Raw genomic sequence first — 14,459 nt, 5'->3', positions numbered from 1 at the left:
GGATCACCCTTCCGTCAGCCGTCGCAGGAGGCGCTTGCCTGCGGTGTCGGCGAACCACTCCGCGTGGCCGGCGTTGTACTCGTACGCCAGGCGGGCGTTGTGCACAGAACGTGTGACGCCGTGGAAGTAGCTTAGCTCGGAGAGCGCGAACTCGGCGTGCACCAGCGGGAGCAGCGCGGGGAGCGCGGCCGACTCGTCGGCTGTCAGCGGTCGCACCGACCGGTAGCCGTCCAGGAGGGACACGGCGTCCTCCTCACGCACCGGGTAGCCGGGTTGCAGCCACTGGACCGCGTTGCGTTCGATCGCCGTGGCCAGATCGTGCACGGCGGTCGTGCGGTCGCTCATACCGAAGTCCAGGACGGTGGCCACCTGGCCGTCGGCGTCCAACAACAGGTTCGAGGCGTGCCAGTCGTTGTGGGTCCACAGCGGGGCGAGGCCGGCCAGGTGCGGGGACAGTCGTTCGTGCAGCGGCATGAGCACACGTTCGGTGTCCTCGCGCCACGGGAAGTCCTTCAGCGCCTCGGCCAGTTCGGTCCGCTCGGCCACATGACGTTCCAGGGCGAGCAGCGGCTCGTGCGACGCGAACACCGTGAACGACGCGACCAGCGGCTGCACTTGGCGGCGAGGTGTGTCGAAACCCTCTGCTGCCGGGTGCAAGCGGGCCAGTTCTGCACCGGCCGCCCGCGCGTGGACGGCGGACCGGAACGGCGACCAGGACAGCGCGTCACGGTAGAGGTCCATACCGACACCGGCCGAGTGGACCTCATACACCCACTCACCGCGCACCGCCATGTCCAGCACTTCCGCCACGGGGGCACCGTGCCGCAGCAGATGGCGCAGGAACGCGTGCTCCTCGGCCAGCCCTTCCGGCGTCCGTACGCGGACGTGGTGCCGTTTCACGAACAGGCGCCGTCCCTCCCGCTCCACGACGGCCGCCGCGGACAGGGGCCGCGGGCTGCGCCACACCACGCGCGCGAGACCGACGACGTCGGTCACCTCCGCGTCCGTGAGCGGTGCCCAATCGGGCTCGACGGGTTCGGAGCCCAGACCGTGGGACGGATGCGAACTCACGTCGTGCTCACCGCCGTTGTGCCCTTGAAAGCCTCCAATATCCGGAGCTCGGTGGCGGCGAACCCGGGTGCGGTGAAGTCGTTCGCGCCGCGCGGCCTCCCGGGCGACGTCACGATGCGCTCGACCACCGTGGCGGGACGCGGTGACAGAACGTGCACGGTGTCGGCGAGCAGGACCGCCTCACGGATGTCGTGGGTGACGAGCACTACCGTCCAGCGGTGCCGCTGCCACATCTTGGCGAGCCACAACTGCATGTCGGTCCTGGTCAGCGAGTCGAGCGCACCGAACGGCTCGTCCAGCAGCAGTACCGGCCGCTCCAGCACGACCGTCCGCAACAGCGCGGCCCGCTGCCGCATGCCCCCGCTGAGCTGCGAGGGATATGCCTGCTGGAAGCCGTCGAGCCCGAAGTCGGCGAAGAGCGTGTCGGCCCGCGCTCTGGCCTCCTTCTTGCGCAGCCCCTGCGCGGCACGGCTGAAGGTGTCCGCGGACCACAGAGGTGCCGTGGGCACCGACGGCACAGGCAACGGCATCAACTCCGTGCTCCTGGTTCCGCTGTGGGCCCGTGGAAACGCCCTGGGGCTCGTGCAGTTCTTCCGCAGTCAAACGTCTGACCCCTTCCATGACGACGACCTGCTCATGGCCCAGGACATCTCGTCCAGAGCGGCGGTGAACATCGACAGAGCTATTGTCAAGACCTGTGGATCAGTGATCGTGGCTTGATCCGCTGGTTCGGACTCCGAAGAGTTCAGCGGCCGGTGGTGCAGGCCAGCGTGAAGGTGTCGGGCCAGGTGAAGCGGAGCTTGTTGGGGGTCCCGTTCAGCCGGAATGGCACGCCGCCAGGGGGCGAAATCGGCGCTTTTTCAACGCAGGTGCCGTTCATAGCCCGGTAGAACTGCTGAGCAGAGGTGTTCTGTTCCTGTACCCACAGATACATGGATTTGCCAGTCGCCTGTCCGGCGATGGACTCGCCTGCGCGGGCGAGCAATACCCTGCCCACACCGGTGCGCTGACGGTCGTGGGAGACGTGCAGGTTGTCGATGAGGCTGCCCCATCGATCATCGTCGTCGAAGACGACGTGCACGAAGCCCGCCAGCCCGGCCTGATCCTCGGCGATGACCGTCATACCCTTGGCCGGGGCGGCGAGCCGCGAAGACCACACGGCCAACCTGTCGGTGAGGATGTCGCCGTCCAGGTATGAATCGGCATAGGCGCCGCGGTAGTTCCGGCGCCAGCTGTCGGTGTGCAGCATCGCTACCTTTTCGGCGTCGTCGGGACCTGCTACACGCAACCGTGGCGACATCGTGCGCCCCTTCTTCTTCGACTGGTATTGCTTGATGATCGCAGGTGATGAATACCCGGGCCCGCTGGTGCCAGTTACCGAGACATGACCCGGCGCCGCTGACCGTAAGAGCTGGAAGCACTGATCACCGTTGCCGTGTTGCCTCTTCCACTACGTTATTGTCAAGACGTGTGGTTCGGGTGACGTCTGATCAGGCTGCGATAGCCTCTGGTCGTTCGACCAACTTGCCGCGTTCGAAGCGGGCGCCGGCTCGCACGAGGGCAACGAGGTGGGGTGCGTTGACCGCCCGCCAGCGGGCCTGAGCCGACTCGATCAGCTTGAAGACCATCGCCAGCGCCGCCGCCGCGCTGCCGGCACCCTTGGTGACCTTGGTCCGAAGCCGCACCGTGGCGAAGGTTGATTCGATGGGATTTGTCGTGCGCAGGTGGATCCAGTGCTCGGCGGGGAAGTCGTAGAAGGCCAGTAGCTCCTCGGCGTCGTCGGTGACCTTGCCCACCGCCTTGGGGAACTTCGCGCCGTAGGCCGCCTCGAACGCGGCAACGGCCTTGCGGGCGTGGTCCTTGTCCTCGGCGTTCCAGATCTCGGCCAGCGCCTTCTTCGCCCCGGGGTGGGCGGACTTCGGGAGCGCACCGAGCACGTTGGCGATCTTGTGAAACCAGCATCTTTGCTGGTCAGCCTCGGGGAATACCTCTGCGAGGGCCTTCCAGAACCCCAGCGCGCCGTCGCCGACGGCAAGGGCAGGCGCGCGCATGCCTCGACGGACGCAGTCACGCAGCAGGTCGGCCCAGGAGGCCGTCGACTCCCGGTAGCCCTCCGCGAGGGCGATCAGCTCCTTGGTGCCGTCGGCGCGCACGCCGATCATCACCAGCACGCAGGAGCGGGCCTGTTCCAGGCGTATGCGTAGGTGGATGCCGTCGGCCCACAGGTAGACGTAGTCGCTGGCGGACAAGTCGCGGCGGGCGAAGTCGCGGTGGTCGTCCTGCCACTGGGCGGTCAGCCGGTTGACCGTCGGGGCCGACAGACCGGCCGCCGAGCCAAGGAACTGCTCCAGGGCGGGGGCGAAGTCGCCGGTGGACAGTCCGTGCAAGTAGAGCAGGGGCAGCACCTCGGCGATCGTGGGTGACTTGCGGCACCACGGCGGCAGGATGGCGGAGGAGAACCGCTTGCGCTCACCGGTCGCCTCATCGGTGCGCTTGTCGTTGACACGTGGGGCGACCACCTCGATCGCGCCGGCGGCGGTGGCCACGGTGCGGGGCTGGTGGTGGCCATTGCGTACCACTAGGCGGCGGCCACGATCGTCCTTCTCGTGGGCCAACTCGACAATGTAGGCGTCGACTTCGGCCTCAAGCGCGGCGGCCAGCATCCGCCGCGCGCCCTCCCGACGATGCCGTCGATCAGGGAGCCGTCTCGCGGCGAGTCCTCGTTGTTCACTACGGTAAGCACGGGCGTACCCTCCCGACCGGTGCTGCTACACCGGTCTGCTCGGTGACCTTCGATCGATCACCCGGGAAGGTACGCCCTCCGCATGCCCTCCCAGGACCGATCCACAGATCTTGAGCATTGCTCCATCGACAACGCCCGTCGCTACACCCAGGAGCGTTCGGCCGCGCTCACCCTCCAGCGCAGCCTGCTGCCGCAGAACGTGCCGGAAGAATCCGCCGTCGACACAGCCGCCCGCTACCTGCCCAGCGGGTCTCGGGTGGGCGTGGGCGGCGACTGGTACGACGTGATCCCGCTTTCCGGAGCCCGCGTCGCCCTCGTGGTGGGCGACGTGGTCGGCCGCGGCATCCAAGCCGCGGCCACCATGGGCCGACTGCGGACAGCCGTCCGCACTCTGGCCGACATCGACCTGACTCCCGACGAACTGCTGACACACCTCGACGACGTGGTCATCCGGCTGCAGCGCGCGGAGCAAAGGGGCATGGACGAGATCAGCGCCACGTGCCTGTACGCGGTCTACGACCCCGTCTCCCGCGAGTGCTCCCCGGCCAGCGCGGGACACGTTCTGCCGGCTGTGGTGACTCCCGGTGATGCGCCGGCCGAGCGCGCGGTCGTCTTCCCGGAACTACCGATCGGCCCGCCCCTGGGCCTGGGAGGGCTCCCCTTCGAAACCGCGCAGTTCGAACTGCCACAAGGCAGTCTTCTGGTGCTCTACACCGACGGCCTCATCGAAAGTCGCGCTCGCGACGTGGACGCCGCCCTCGCGACGTTGTCCGACGTCCTTGGGCAGGCGCAGGCGCAGGCGTCGGCGCCGCTGGAGGAGACCTGCGACGCACTGCTCAACACACTGTTGCCCAGTCGAGCTGCCGACGACGTCGCTCTTCTTGTGGCGCGAACCCGAGCACTGGACGCCGACCACGTCGCCACCCCGGAGCTCCCCTCCGATCCGGCCGTCGTCTCCGAGGCGCGGACCTATGCATCCGATCTGCTGGCAGCCTGGGGCCTGGAGGAGATGGCCTTCACCACGGAGCTTGTGGTCAGCGAACTCGTGACGAACGCGATCCGCTACGGCAAGACCCCCGTCCAACTGCGGATGATCCTCCAATCCACCCTGACGTGCGAGGTTTCCGACGCCAGCGGCGCCGCCCCGCACCTGCGCTGCGACATCGGTCCGCCGGGCCGCGCCTGGTTCGGGGGTGACGCTGCGTACAGCGCGTATGACGCCTGCGATGCAGGGTCACCACCGCGTGTTTGGCTGCTCTTGCCAGGGGGACGCGGTAAGCGGGTAGTGAGCGCCATCGTGTGTCGCGTCGCGGTCACGCGCACGGGCAACCGCTCACCGACGACCCGGTGCGCAAGCAACCGTCGGCGCGCGCAGCGGGCGCCCCCGACCGGCGTGACACCCCCCGGAAGGAGTGACATGACCACCCACCCACTGACAGAACTCGCCCAGCAGCTGCGTGTCGACAGTGTCCGCGCCTCCGCCGCCGCGGGCTCCGGGCATCCCACCTCCTCGATGTCCGCGGCCGACCTGATGGCCGTCCTGTTGGCCAACCACATGCGCTATGACTTCGACCGCCCCGCACACCTGGGTAACGACCGTTTCGTGCTCTCGAAGGGGCACGCCTCACCGCTGCTGTACGCCGCGTACAAGGCGGCGGGCGCGATCAACGACACCGAGCTGCTGACCTTCCGCAGGCTCGGCAGCCGGCTCGAAGGGCATCCGACGCCCCGGCGGCTGCCGTGGGTCGAGACGGCCACCGGCTCGCTCGGACAGGGGCTGCCCGTCGGCGCCGGCATCGCACTGGCCGGCAAGCGGCTCGACCGTACGGGATACCGCGTCTGGGTGTTGTGCGGTGACAGCGAGCTCGCCGAGGGCTCGATCTGGGAGGCCGCGGAGCACGCCGGATACGAGCATCTGGACAATCTCACCGTGATCGTCGACGTCAATCGCCTCGGCCAGCGCGGCCCGACCCGGCACGGACACGACCTGAAGGCCTACGCGCGCCGTTTCCAGGCCTTCGGCTGGCACACCGTCGAGATCGACGGGCACGACATCGACGCCGTCGACCGCGCGTACGACGAGGCCCTGTCCACCGCCGGGCAGCCGACCGCGATCCTCGCCCGCACCCTCAAGGGCAAGGGCGTGGCCTCCGTCCAGGACCGCGAGGGCATGCACGGCAAGCCGCTGCCGGACGCCGAGGAGGCGATCGCCGAGCTCGGCGGCGTGCGCGACCTGCGCGTCGAGGTGCACCATCCGCCCGCCGCACGGATGCTGCATCCCGTGGGTTCGGGCCGCGCGGAGCTGCCCCGTTACGAGATCGGCGACGAGGTCGCGACCCGCGACGCCTACGGGAAGGCGCTCGCGGCCGTCGGAACGGTGCGGGGCGATGTCGTCGCCCTGGACGGTGAGGTGAGCGACTCCACGCGCTCCGAGTTCTTCGCCAAGGAGCACCCCGACCGCTTCTTCGAGTGCTACATCGCCGAGCAGCAGCTGGTCGCGACCTCGGTCGGGATGGCGACGCGCGGCTGGGTGCCGTACGCATCCACGTTCGCCGCGTTCCTCACCCGCGCGTATGACTTCGTGCGGATGGCCTCGATCAGCGGGGCCGGGATCAATCTCGTCGGGTCGCACGCGGGCGTCGCCATCGGCCAGGACGGGCCTTCGCAGATGGGCCTCGAGGACCTGGCGATGTTCCGGGCGGTGTACGGCTCGACCGTGCTGTACCCGTGCGACGCCAACCAGACGGCGAAACTCGTCGCGGAGATGGCCGGCCTCGAAGGCATCCGCTACCTGCGCACGTCCCGCGGCGGCACCCCCGTCATCTACAGCCCCACCGAGGGGTTCCCGATCGGTGGAAGCAAGGTGCTGCGCGCCTCCGGAGCGGACCGGCTGACCGTGGTCGCGGCGGGCGTCACCCTCCACGAGGCATTGGCCGCCGCCGAGTTGCTCGACCGTGAGGGCATCCCGGTCCGGGTGATCGACCTGTACTCGGTCAAGCCGGTCGACCGCCGCACCCTGCACGAGGCCGCGGACAGCACCGGTTGCCTCCTGACCGTGGAGGACCACCGCGAGGAGGGCGGTATCGGGGACGCGGTGCTCGACGCCTTCACGGACGGCCGTCCCATGCCGCGCCTGGTGCGCCTGGCCGTCCGGACGATGCCCGGCTCGGCGAGCCCCGCGGAGCAACTGCACGCGGCCGGCATCGACGCCGAGTCGATCGCGACGGCGGCACGGCTGCTCGTCGAGACGGCCGTCGTGCGCTGACCCGAGGACATCGCCATGACCAGCACCGAGACGGTCCGGGTGGGCCGTCGGACTCTCGACGTGCACCGGCCGGACAAAGTGCTGTTCCCTGCGGGTGGAAGCGGCAAGGAGTACACGAAGAGCGATCTTGTCGCCTACTACCGGGCGGTCGCCCCCTTCATGCTGCCGCACCTGCGGGGCCGCCCTCTGATGCTGGAACGGCATCCCGACGGGATCGACGGCCCCCAGTTCATGCAGAAGAACACCCCGGACCACTACCCGGACTGGATCGAGCGCGTCGAGGTGCCGAAGGAGGGTGGCACCGTCGTGCACCCGGTGTGTGCGAACACCGCGACCCTCGTCTACCTCGCCGATCAGGCCTGCCTCACGTTCCACCGATGGCTGTCCAGAGCCGACCGAACCGACCTGATCGCCCGGCCCGACCGTCTGGTCTTCGACCTCGACCCGGCGGACGGGGGTGACTTCGCCTCCGTTCGTCAAGCCGCCAGGTTCCTGGGGGAGTTGCTCGACGAGCTGGGACTTCCTTCCGGGCTGATGACCACCGGCTCGCGTGGCCTGCACCTCGTCGTCCCCCTGATCAGGCGCCACGACTTCGACGGGGTGCGTGAGTTCGCCGCGGACGTTGCCGACACTCTCGCGCACGCGCACCCGGACGAACTCACCACCGAGGTCCGCAAGAAGGACCGTGGCGACCGGCTCTACCTTGACGTGCAACGCAATGCCTACGCCCAGACCGCCCTGGCTCCCTTCGCCGTCCGTGCCAAGCCCGGTGCGCCCGTCGCCGTCCCCATCTCCTGGAGCCAGTTGGACGATCCACGCCTGGACGCCCAGCGCTGGACGATTGCCGACGCCGCCGAGCAGGGCCGCGCCGACCCCTGGGACGGGCTGATGAACCACGGAAGGTCCCTCGGACCGGCCAGACGCCTGCTCCAATCCCGTCGTGGCTGACACGGTCGGGGTTCCTGCGGCCAAGGACCTGGCTGACCATCACGGGCCGAGCGGGGCGCTCGGGCCGTGGTGGCCGTGGTGGCCTTGTCAACCGCGGAAGCAACACCCGGCCGCCCCGACCTGGCCCACCAGGTACTCGGACCTGGTGCTCCTTGGCGGACCTGTCGCTCGGCTGAGGCACGACCGCGTACTTCGGGTCTCGGCCGAGGCGATCCCCGCCGCGAAGATGCCGAAGCGCGTGCAGGCCGAGCGCGCGAGGACGGCCAGACCACTGGCCACGGCCGCCGTGCGGCTGCGGCGGCCGGGCATCAGTCCGCCATCGGCGCCAGCCGCGGTGAGCTGCCGCGCGCCGCACAGCAGGGGCGCGGGCCCGGCCTTGGCGGCTCGGCCGCCGGGGGTCCTGCGTCGGTGGCGGGCCTCATGTCCAGGCTGCCCTGCCTGGACTGGCACGTCGCGCGGTGCGTCAGCCAGACGGCTCGTCGGGCACAGGGTGGTCAGGGTTCGGGCTTGCGGAGTGCGGGGCGCCGCGCCGGCCCGTACCGGCCTCGTCCGTGTCGGGGAGGTCCGTGTCGGGCCCGGGGCGCTCCTCGTCGGCCGGCCGAGTATCGTCGTCGTCCCAGGGATCCGGGCCGGTTCCTGCCTGCTGGTCGGGCATGTCCCTCGGCGTGGGGTCCGGAACGGGTGCTTCGGGTCGGCTGTCACTCACAGCGCTCTCCCTTCTTCGGCGGGCTGGTGCGTCACACGCGTACCCCGGCCGGTGGAAACGATGTCCTTGCCTCCGCTGCTCCGCGCGTCTTGCGAGGGCCGGTCCGAGGCAGTACGTCTGCCCTGGTCGAGGTTCGGCGCGGCGTGGAAGACACCGACATCACCGACCACTTGTCTCTGCTGCCCGGGCTGTGGGCCGCCACTCGAACATGAGGATCGTCGCGTCGTCGCGGAGACGGTTTTCCTGGGCGTCCAGGATCGTGTGGATGAGGCGCCGTAGCGTCTCCGACGCCAGCTCACCCGTCGCGGAGGCCCGGACGACGTAGTCGGCGAATCGTTCCAGACCGAGTTCGCCGCCGTCCGCCGTCCGGGCTTCCGTGACGCCATCGGTGAACATCAGCACGCGGTCACCCGGCTGCAGGGCGATCTCGTGGACCCGTCGTTGCGTCGAGGTGAAGGCGGCCGGCATGCCCATGGGCGGGTCGGCGTCGCGGTCCATGGCTCCGGCGTCCAGGCGCTGGTCGCGGATGAGGAGCGGCGGGGGGTGTCCGCAGTTGATCCAGCGCAACTTGCCGGTGGCCAGGTCCAGTTGGGTGAGAACCCCAGTACAGAACTGGTCCGGCAGCCACTTGGTGAGGGCCGCGTCGACGGACTCCACGAGGTCGGGAAGGTCTGCTCCGGTGCGCCGCGCGTTGCGGCAGGCGGCCATCGACACCACCGAGGTCAGCCCCGACACCAGGTCGTGTCCCATGGCATCGAGGATCGCCGTGTGCAGGGACGAGTCGGTCAGGGCGTGGTCGAACGCGTCCCCGCCGATCTCGTATGCCGGTTCCAGGACGGCTGTCGACACCGCGCGTGTCGTGCCGATCGTGCGGGGCGGGAGGTAGGCGCGCAGCATCTCGGCCGACAGCTGCATCGGCTCGGTTCGGCTCTGGCGGGCGTAGGTGTCCTTGTACGCCCGCTTCGACGTGATCATCAGGGCGAGCAGGGCCGCGAGCGTCCTGGAGCGCCGCAGTGACAGCGGGTCGAGGGACGGCGTCAGTACGGCGAGGACGCCGAGGCGTTCCGCCCCGTCCACCAGCGGCAACCAGGCTGTCATCCCTCCGAAGTCGGACTCCTCGACGCGAAGGGACTGGGTGCGGTAGGTCCATCCGGCGAGCGAACCGTCGATAGGGAGCGCCGGCACCAGATCGTTGAGCGGCGTCAGCTGTCGTTGCTGCAGGTCGGCCACGTAGACCACGGAGTGCTGGAGGCCGAGGGCGTTGGTGCAACGCGCCACAGCGGTTGTCAGGTCGAGCGCGGAGTTGCCGGAATCCGCGAGGAACTCGCCGAGGGCAACGTCAGGGCTCTCAGGGACGGCCACGTCATCACCCCTCGTCTCGTCCGCAGCCTGGTCCACGGCCGATGCTTACCTGTGCAGTCTCACACCGGGGCCTACGGCTCGCGCGGGGGGACGGACACGATGCCCCGTCGTGATGGTTCCTCGGACTCCGGCATGTCTCCCGGAGCGGCAGTCAGGCGACGTGGTCCAGGCAGTCCGCCGCGACTTCCTTGTCCAGGGCAGCGCGCACCAGCGCCGAGGCCAGCTCCGCGTTGGTCGCCTCGTCCGCGAGCCGGACGAGGTCGGGGGTTCGTTGCGGCAGTCCCAGACGCCCGGCGCCCTGCAGAGCCTTGGAGTCCACGAAGGGTCCGAACTCCGGCCACACGTCCTGGACCTCACGCAGGAAGATGTCCGCTCCCGTCGCGCCGATTCCCGGCAGTTCCTGCAACAGGCGCCGCAACTCGTCCGCGTCGCCGTCCGCCTGCTGCCGCATCCGGCGCAGGTCGCCGCCCCAGCGGTCGACCAGGATGTCGCCGGCCTCGCCCAGCTGGGTTGCCGTGCGCTCGTCGTAGCGGCGATATCCACCGTGCCCGAGGGCATCGACGCGCTGCTGCCAGGTGGCTTCGGTCATGCGTTTCGGGTCCCTCAGCCCGGCCTCGTAGAGGGACCGCGATGTCGAGACCGCGACGGAAGCACGGATCCGCGCGCTGAGCAGGTGCGCCAGTACGAGTGTCCGGTAGAGCGGCTGAGGTGTGTCCTTCAAAGGGATGTGGGCCTCGGCGGCATAGGTCTGTCCGTGACGGCGGAGCAGCTGCCGCATCACTTCCTTGTTCCTCTTGTCGTCAGCCCTCTTGTTGTCGGTCATGGCTACCCCTGCTCCTCAGCGTGACTGCTCAGGAATGACACCTCCCACGGGTGTCCAGGGACGACGGGGGTATTCCTGGTCCACCCATGTCACTCGTCGAGCCGCCGGCCCGGATCGATCGGAAGACGATCGGCAGGACCGCGGACCTCGTGGTCCTCAACGCCACCCATGGCGACTTTCACGTCGCCGTGGCCGCGTCGGTCGGTTGCGGCACCGCCGCGCTCCTCTGCGCGCTCGCCGCCGCTGTACTCGACTGGTGGCACGATCGATCACCGGGCGCCGGCGAGGGCCCGTACTTATTGCCTGCCCGCACCTCTGCGCGGAGCGGCTGAGCCCTGCAGGGTACGGGCGTGCACCCGGTGTGCAACGCCGACATCATGGGAGGCGGAGCCCGTGAACCAACTGGCGCACCGACGAAGGAGAGCCGATGTCACGCCGGGCCCGGAAGACAGACAGTGCCGCCCCGTATATCCCTGAGCGTGGGGGTCTGCCGACTCTGCGGCGTGCCGCAGCCGACTGCCGGGGCTGTCCGCTGCACGAGGATGCGACGCAGACCGTGTTCGGTGCCGGAACCAGGACCGCGCGTGTCGTGTTGATCGGAGAGCAGCCTGGTGACCAGGAGGACGTTCGTGGGCTGCCCTTTGTCGGCCCGGCGGGGCGCCTGCTACGCAAAGCGCTGGGTGAGGTGGGCATCGAGGAGAAGGACATGTACCTCACGAACGCCGTGAAGCATTTCAAGTTCGTACGGGAGGGCTCTGCCAAGCGGCGTATCCACAAGGCGCCGGACCTTCGTGAGATGACGGCTTGCCGACCGTGGCTCGTCGCCGAGCTGAAGGCCGTCGACCCAGACATCGTCGTGGCGCTCGGGGCGACGGCCGGCAAAGCGTTGATGGGCAACTCCTTCCGCGTGAGCGAGCAGCGCGGCCTTCTGCTGGACGCGCCTTCATGGGACGAACTGGGCCAAGGCGCCTTCGCGCAAGGGGACGGGGCGGGCCGTGCCCGGGCGGGCCGGCCGCCTGCCCACGGCCTCGTCTGCACCGTCCATCCGTCCGCGGTCCTGAGGGCGGACGACCGTAAGAGCGCCTATGCGGGTCTCGTCTCCGATCTCGATGTCGCGGCGCGCGCTCTCGCATAGAGCACCAACGATCACGAAGGTGAGCGGCTTGCGTATGCCGGGGGCTCGGAACGTGCGCCCATCGGCAACGACCGGTTTGAAGACCCAAAGCGGCGGCGGCTGCCGGCCGGGGGGCCGATGCCCCGCGCCCTGGCGGCGCATCACCCCTTCGTCCGTGTCCCCGGGGCTCGGCACAGGCGTGCGGCCGACTCAGACGGGTCCGAGCTGTGGCAGCACTTTGGTGCGGTAGAAGTCGAAGAACCCCTGCTGGTCCTTGCCGATCTGGTTGATGTAGACGGTGTCGAAGCCGGCGTCGACGTACTCCCTGACCGTTGCCACATGTGCGTCCACGTCCGCCCCACAGGTGACGTTGGCCCGGACACGGTCGGGGGTGACGAGTTCGGAGGCCTGCTCGAAGTGGCGGGGGGTGGGAAGTACCTGGGGCAGCTCTCCGGGCAGCTGTTCGTTGGCCCACAGCCGGTGAGCGGTACGGACGGCTTCCGCCTCGTCGGTGCCCCAGCAGACCTTGACCCCCGCCGTCACGGGCTTGGTCCCGCCGCCGCTACGGCGGAAACGTTCGATCGCCGCGGCGTCGGGTGCCATGGTGATGAGGCCGTCCCCGATCCGCCCGGCCACCTCGGCGGCGTGTGCTCCGAAGGCGGAGATGTCGATGGGTACGGGTTCGTCGGGGACGGTGTAAAGGCAGGCGTTGTCCACCGTGTAGTACTTGCCGCGGTGGCTGATCTGATCTCCGGTGAAGAGTCGGCGCATCACCTGGACCGCCTCCTCGAGCATCTCCAGCCGCACAGGAGCCTCGGGCCAGCCGTCTCCCAGGATGTGCTCGTTGAGCGCTTCGCCGGTGCCGATGCCGAGCCGGAACCGGCCGCCGAGCTGCACGGCGCTCGTGGCCGCGGCCTGGGCGACGACCGCGGGGTGGATCCGCATGATGGGGCAGGTCACAGCCGTTTCCACGGGGAGTGAGACGGCTTGGGACAGAGCGCCGATCACCGACCAGACGAACGGGCTCTGGCCTTGTCCGCCGTTCCAGGGGTGGTAGTGGTCGGAGATCCACAGCGAGGTGAACCCGGCCTGCTCGGCCATTCTCGCCTGTTCCACCAGCCCGGCCGGCGTGTGCTCCTCGCTCGACAGGAAATAGCCGAACTCCGTCATGACGACTCTCCTCACCGCGACGAACGGGCTCCCCACCCGAGTGGCCCGGGGGCGCGTGAGGAAACGTGAACCGTGCCCGTCGTGCCGCCGAGGTCTGTCGACGTGTGCTCCCCCGACATGCGGTCCGTGGCGGACAGGGGTGCCATGGAGGGAGAGGAGGTGGCACTTGCCATGGCACGTGCGGTGTGGGGAGGCGCCCTGACCTTCGGGCTGGTGTCCCTGCCGGTGCAGTTGTTCACCGCGACGGACAGTCACACGATTCATTTTCACCAGTTGGAGCGCGGTACGTCGGATCGCGTGCGCAACCAGCGAGTGAATGAACGCACCGGCGAGGAAGTGCCGCCCAGCTCGATCGTCAAGGGCTACGACGCCGGGGACGAGTACGTACTCCTCGAACCCGGCGAACTCGACGACATAGCGCCAGGACGATCGAAAGCCCTCGAGGTCGTCGGCTTCGTCGGCCTGGACGACATCGAGCCGATCTTCTTCGACAGGACGTATTTCCTCGGCCCCAAGGACAAGGACTACGGCAAGACGTATGCGCTGCTGGCCCTGGCGATGGAGGGCCAGAACAAGGCCGCGATCGCCACCTTCGTCATGCGCAACCGTGAGTACCTTGTGGCTGTCACGGCCGAGGCGGGGATGCTGACGCTCCACACGCTTCACTGGGCGGATGAGATCCGGGACCCACGCCACATTGACACTCTCCCGGGCCGGACCAAGGTCGCGGATCGCGAAGTGCGGATGGCCGAACAGCTCATCGACGCCTTGACCATGGAGTGGAAGCCGGAGGACTTCCACGACACCTATCAGGCAGAGGTGGCCAAGCTTGTCGAGGCAAAGCGGACCGGCAAGGCCGTGGACAAGTCGGAGCCGCCGCCGGAGTCCACCAACGTCGTGGACCTCATGGAAGCTCTGCGTGCCAGTGTGGACCGGGCCAAGAACTCGCAGGGCCAGAAGGGCAAGCAGGGTCAGAAGGGCAACAAGACGACGACCGCGTCGTCCGGAAGTCCTCCGACCGACATCAAGGAAGCGGCGAAGAAGCGCAGGTCCCGGGGCGGGGCAAAGGCGGAGAAAGAGACGTCCGGTAACTCGCCGAAGTCCGCCCGCCTCGACTCCCTGACGAAGGCGGAGCTGTACCACAGAGCCACCGAGGCCGACATTCCCGGCCGCTCTTCCATGAACCGCGACGATCTCGTCAAGGCGCTCTCCGCACAGGGCAGAGGTAAGGCCCACGGCCGCAAGTCGTCCGCGTAG

At 69.0% G+C, this 14,459-nt stretch carries 13 protein-coding genes and 2 pseudogenes; 7 read left to right on the top strand and 8 right to left on the bottom strand.

Features of this window, described 5'->3' with window-relative positions; translation table 11 throughout:
* Nucleotides 1–3: 3 nt before the first annotated feature.
* Nucleotides 4–1,071: a phosphotransferase enzyme family protein gene (locus ACY0PA_RS06345; RefSeq protein WP_473083740.1), complete on the bottom strand. Its 1,068-nt coding sequence runs from the start codon at nt 1,069–1,071 to the stop codon at nt 4–6.
* Complete coding sequence (locus ACY0PA_RS06340; protein ID WP_473083739.1) at nt 1,068–1,580, bottom strand: ABC transporter ATP-binding protein; 513 nt, start codon at nt 1,578–1,580, stop codon at nt 1,068–1,070. Before ACY0PA_RS06340 ends, ACY0PA_RS06345 begins: the two co-directional genes overlap by 4 nt.
* Between ACY0PA_RS06340 and ACY0PA_RS06335 the strand changes: the two genes are divergently transcribed.
* Nucleotides 1,573–1,791, top strand: coding sequence for a GAF domain-containing protein (locus ACY0PA_RS06335; protein WP_473083738.1), 219 nt, complete (start codon nt 1,573–1,575; stop codon nt 1,789–1,791). The genes ACY0PA_RS06340 and ACY0PA_RS06335 overlap by 8 nt on opposite strands.
* A 25-nt stretch (nt 1,792–1,816) precedes the next feature.
* On the opposite strand, the gene ACY0PA_RS06330 is transcribed toward ACY0PA_RS06335, so the two are convergent.
* A complete protein-coding gene (locus tag ACY0PA_RS06330; RefSeq protein ID WP_473083737.1) occupies nt 1,817–2,320 on the bottom strand; it encodes a GNAT family N-acetyltransferase in 504 nt (167 codons plus the stop codon).
* A gap of 241 nt (nt 2,321–2,561) precedes the next feature.
* Nucleotides 2,562–3,814 (bottom strand): annotated as a pseudogene (locus tag ACY0PA_RS06325) (IS256 family transposase).
* 82 nt (nt 3,815–3,896) lie between these two features.
* On the opposite strand from ACY0PA_RS06325, the pseudogene ACY0PA_RS06320 reads away from it, so the two are divergent.
* The 3 genes and pseudogenes from ACY0PA_RS06320 to ligD all read left to right on the top strand — a co-directional run.
* Nucleotides 3,897–4,976, top strand: a pseudogene (locus tag ACY0PA_RS06320) (ATP-binding SpoIIE family protein phosphatase); the annotation flags it as partial.
* Between the two features lie 255 nt (nt 4,977–5,231).
* Nucleotides 5,232–7,079 carry a transketolase gene (locus ACY0PA_RS06315; protein WP_473086249.1) on the top strand — a complete coding sequence of 616 codons (1,848 nt, stop codon included), beginning with the start codon at nt 5,232–5,234 and terminating at the stop codon, nt 7,077–7,079.
* Nucleotides 7,080–7,094: 15 nt separating this feature from the next.
* On the top strand, nt 7,095–8,027 hold the full coding sequence (ligD, locus tag ACY0PA_RS06310) for a non-homologous end-joining DNA ligase (protein ID WP_473083736.1): 933 nt from the start codon (nt 7,095–7,097) through the stop codon (nt 8,025–8,027).
* 463 nt (nt 8,028–8,490) lie between these two features.
* Here ligD and ACY0PA_RS06305 read toward each other — a convergent pair whose 3' ends face one another.
* The 3 genes from ACY0PA_RS06305 to ACY0PA_RS06295 all read right to left on the bottom strand — a co-directional run bounded on the left by ACY0PA_RS06305 (nt 8,491) and on the right by ACY0PA_RS06295 (nt 10,918).
* Complete coding sequence (locus ACY0PA_RS06305) at nt 8,491–8,733, bottom strand: hypothetical protein (protein ID WP_473083735.1); 243 nt, start codon at nt 8,731–8,733, stop codon at nt 8,491–8,493.
* A 159-nt stretch (nt 8,734–8,892) separates the two neighbouring features.
* Nucleotides 8,893–10,095: a PP2C family protein-serine/threonine phosphatase gene (locus ACY0PA_RS06300; RefSeq protein ID WP_473083734.1), complete on the bottom strand. Its 1,203-nt coding sequence runs from the start codon at nt 10,093–10,095 to the stop codon at nt 8,893–8,895.
* Nucleotides 10,096–10,246: 151 nt separating this feature from the next.
* Nucleotides 10,247–10,918, bottom strand: coding sequence for an HhH-GDP family DNA glycosylase (locus ACY0PA_RS06295; RefSeq protein WP_473083733.1), 672 nt, complete (start codon nt 10,916–10,918; stop codon nt 10,247–10,249).
* 86 nt (nt 10,919–11,004) lie between these two features.
* Here ACY0PA_RS06295 and ACY0PA_RS06290 point away from each other — a divergent pair, with 86 nt between their 5' ends.
* Nucleotides 11,005–11,250 carry a hypothetical protein gene (locus tag ACY0PA_RS06290; RefSeq protein ID WP_473083732.1) on the top strand — a complete coding sequence of 82 codons (246 nt, stop codon included), beginning with the start codon at nt 11,005–11,007 and terminating at the stop codon, nt 11,248–11,250.
* A 95-nt stretch (nt 11,251–11,345) separates the two neighbouring features.
* On the top strand, nt 11,346–12,053 hold the full coding sequence (locus tag ACY0PA_RS06285; RefSeq protein ID WP_473083731.1) for a UdgX family uracil-DNA binding protein: 708 nt from the start codon (nt 11,346–11,348) through the stop codon (nt 12,051–12,053).
* A gap of 189 nt (nt 12,054–12,242) precedes the next feature.
* Here the strand turns inward: ACY0PA_RS06285 and ACY0PA_RS06280 are convergent, their stop codons facing one another.
* Nucleotides 12,243–13,202 carry an LLM class F420-dependent oxidoreductase gene (locus ACY0PA_RS06280; RefSeq protein WP_473083730.1) on the bottom strand — a complete coding sequence of 320 codons (960 nt, stop codon included), beginning with the start codon at nt 13,200–13,202 and terminating at the stop codon, nt 12,243–12,245.
* 171 nt (nt 13,203–13,373) lie between these two features.
* Here ACY0PA_RS06280 and ku point away from each other — a divergent pair, with 171 nt between their 5' ends.
* The gene (gene ku, locus ACY0PA_RS06275) at nt 13,374–14,459 is read left to right on the top strand and encodes a non-homologous end joining protein Ku (RefSeq protein WP_473083729.1); all 1,086 of its coding nucleotides are present in this window, start codon (nt 13,374–13,376) and stop codon (nt 14,457–14,459) included.

The sequence above is a fragment of the Streptomyces sp. DS1-CR2 genome (assembly GCF_055760475.1).
Note: the sequence above shows the minus strand (reverse complement) of the source record. Positions and strands in the feature narration are given on the sequence as shown.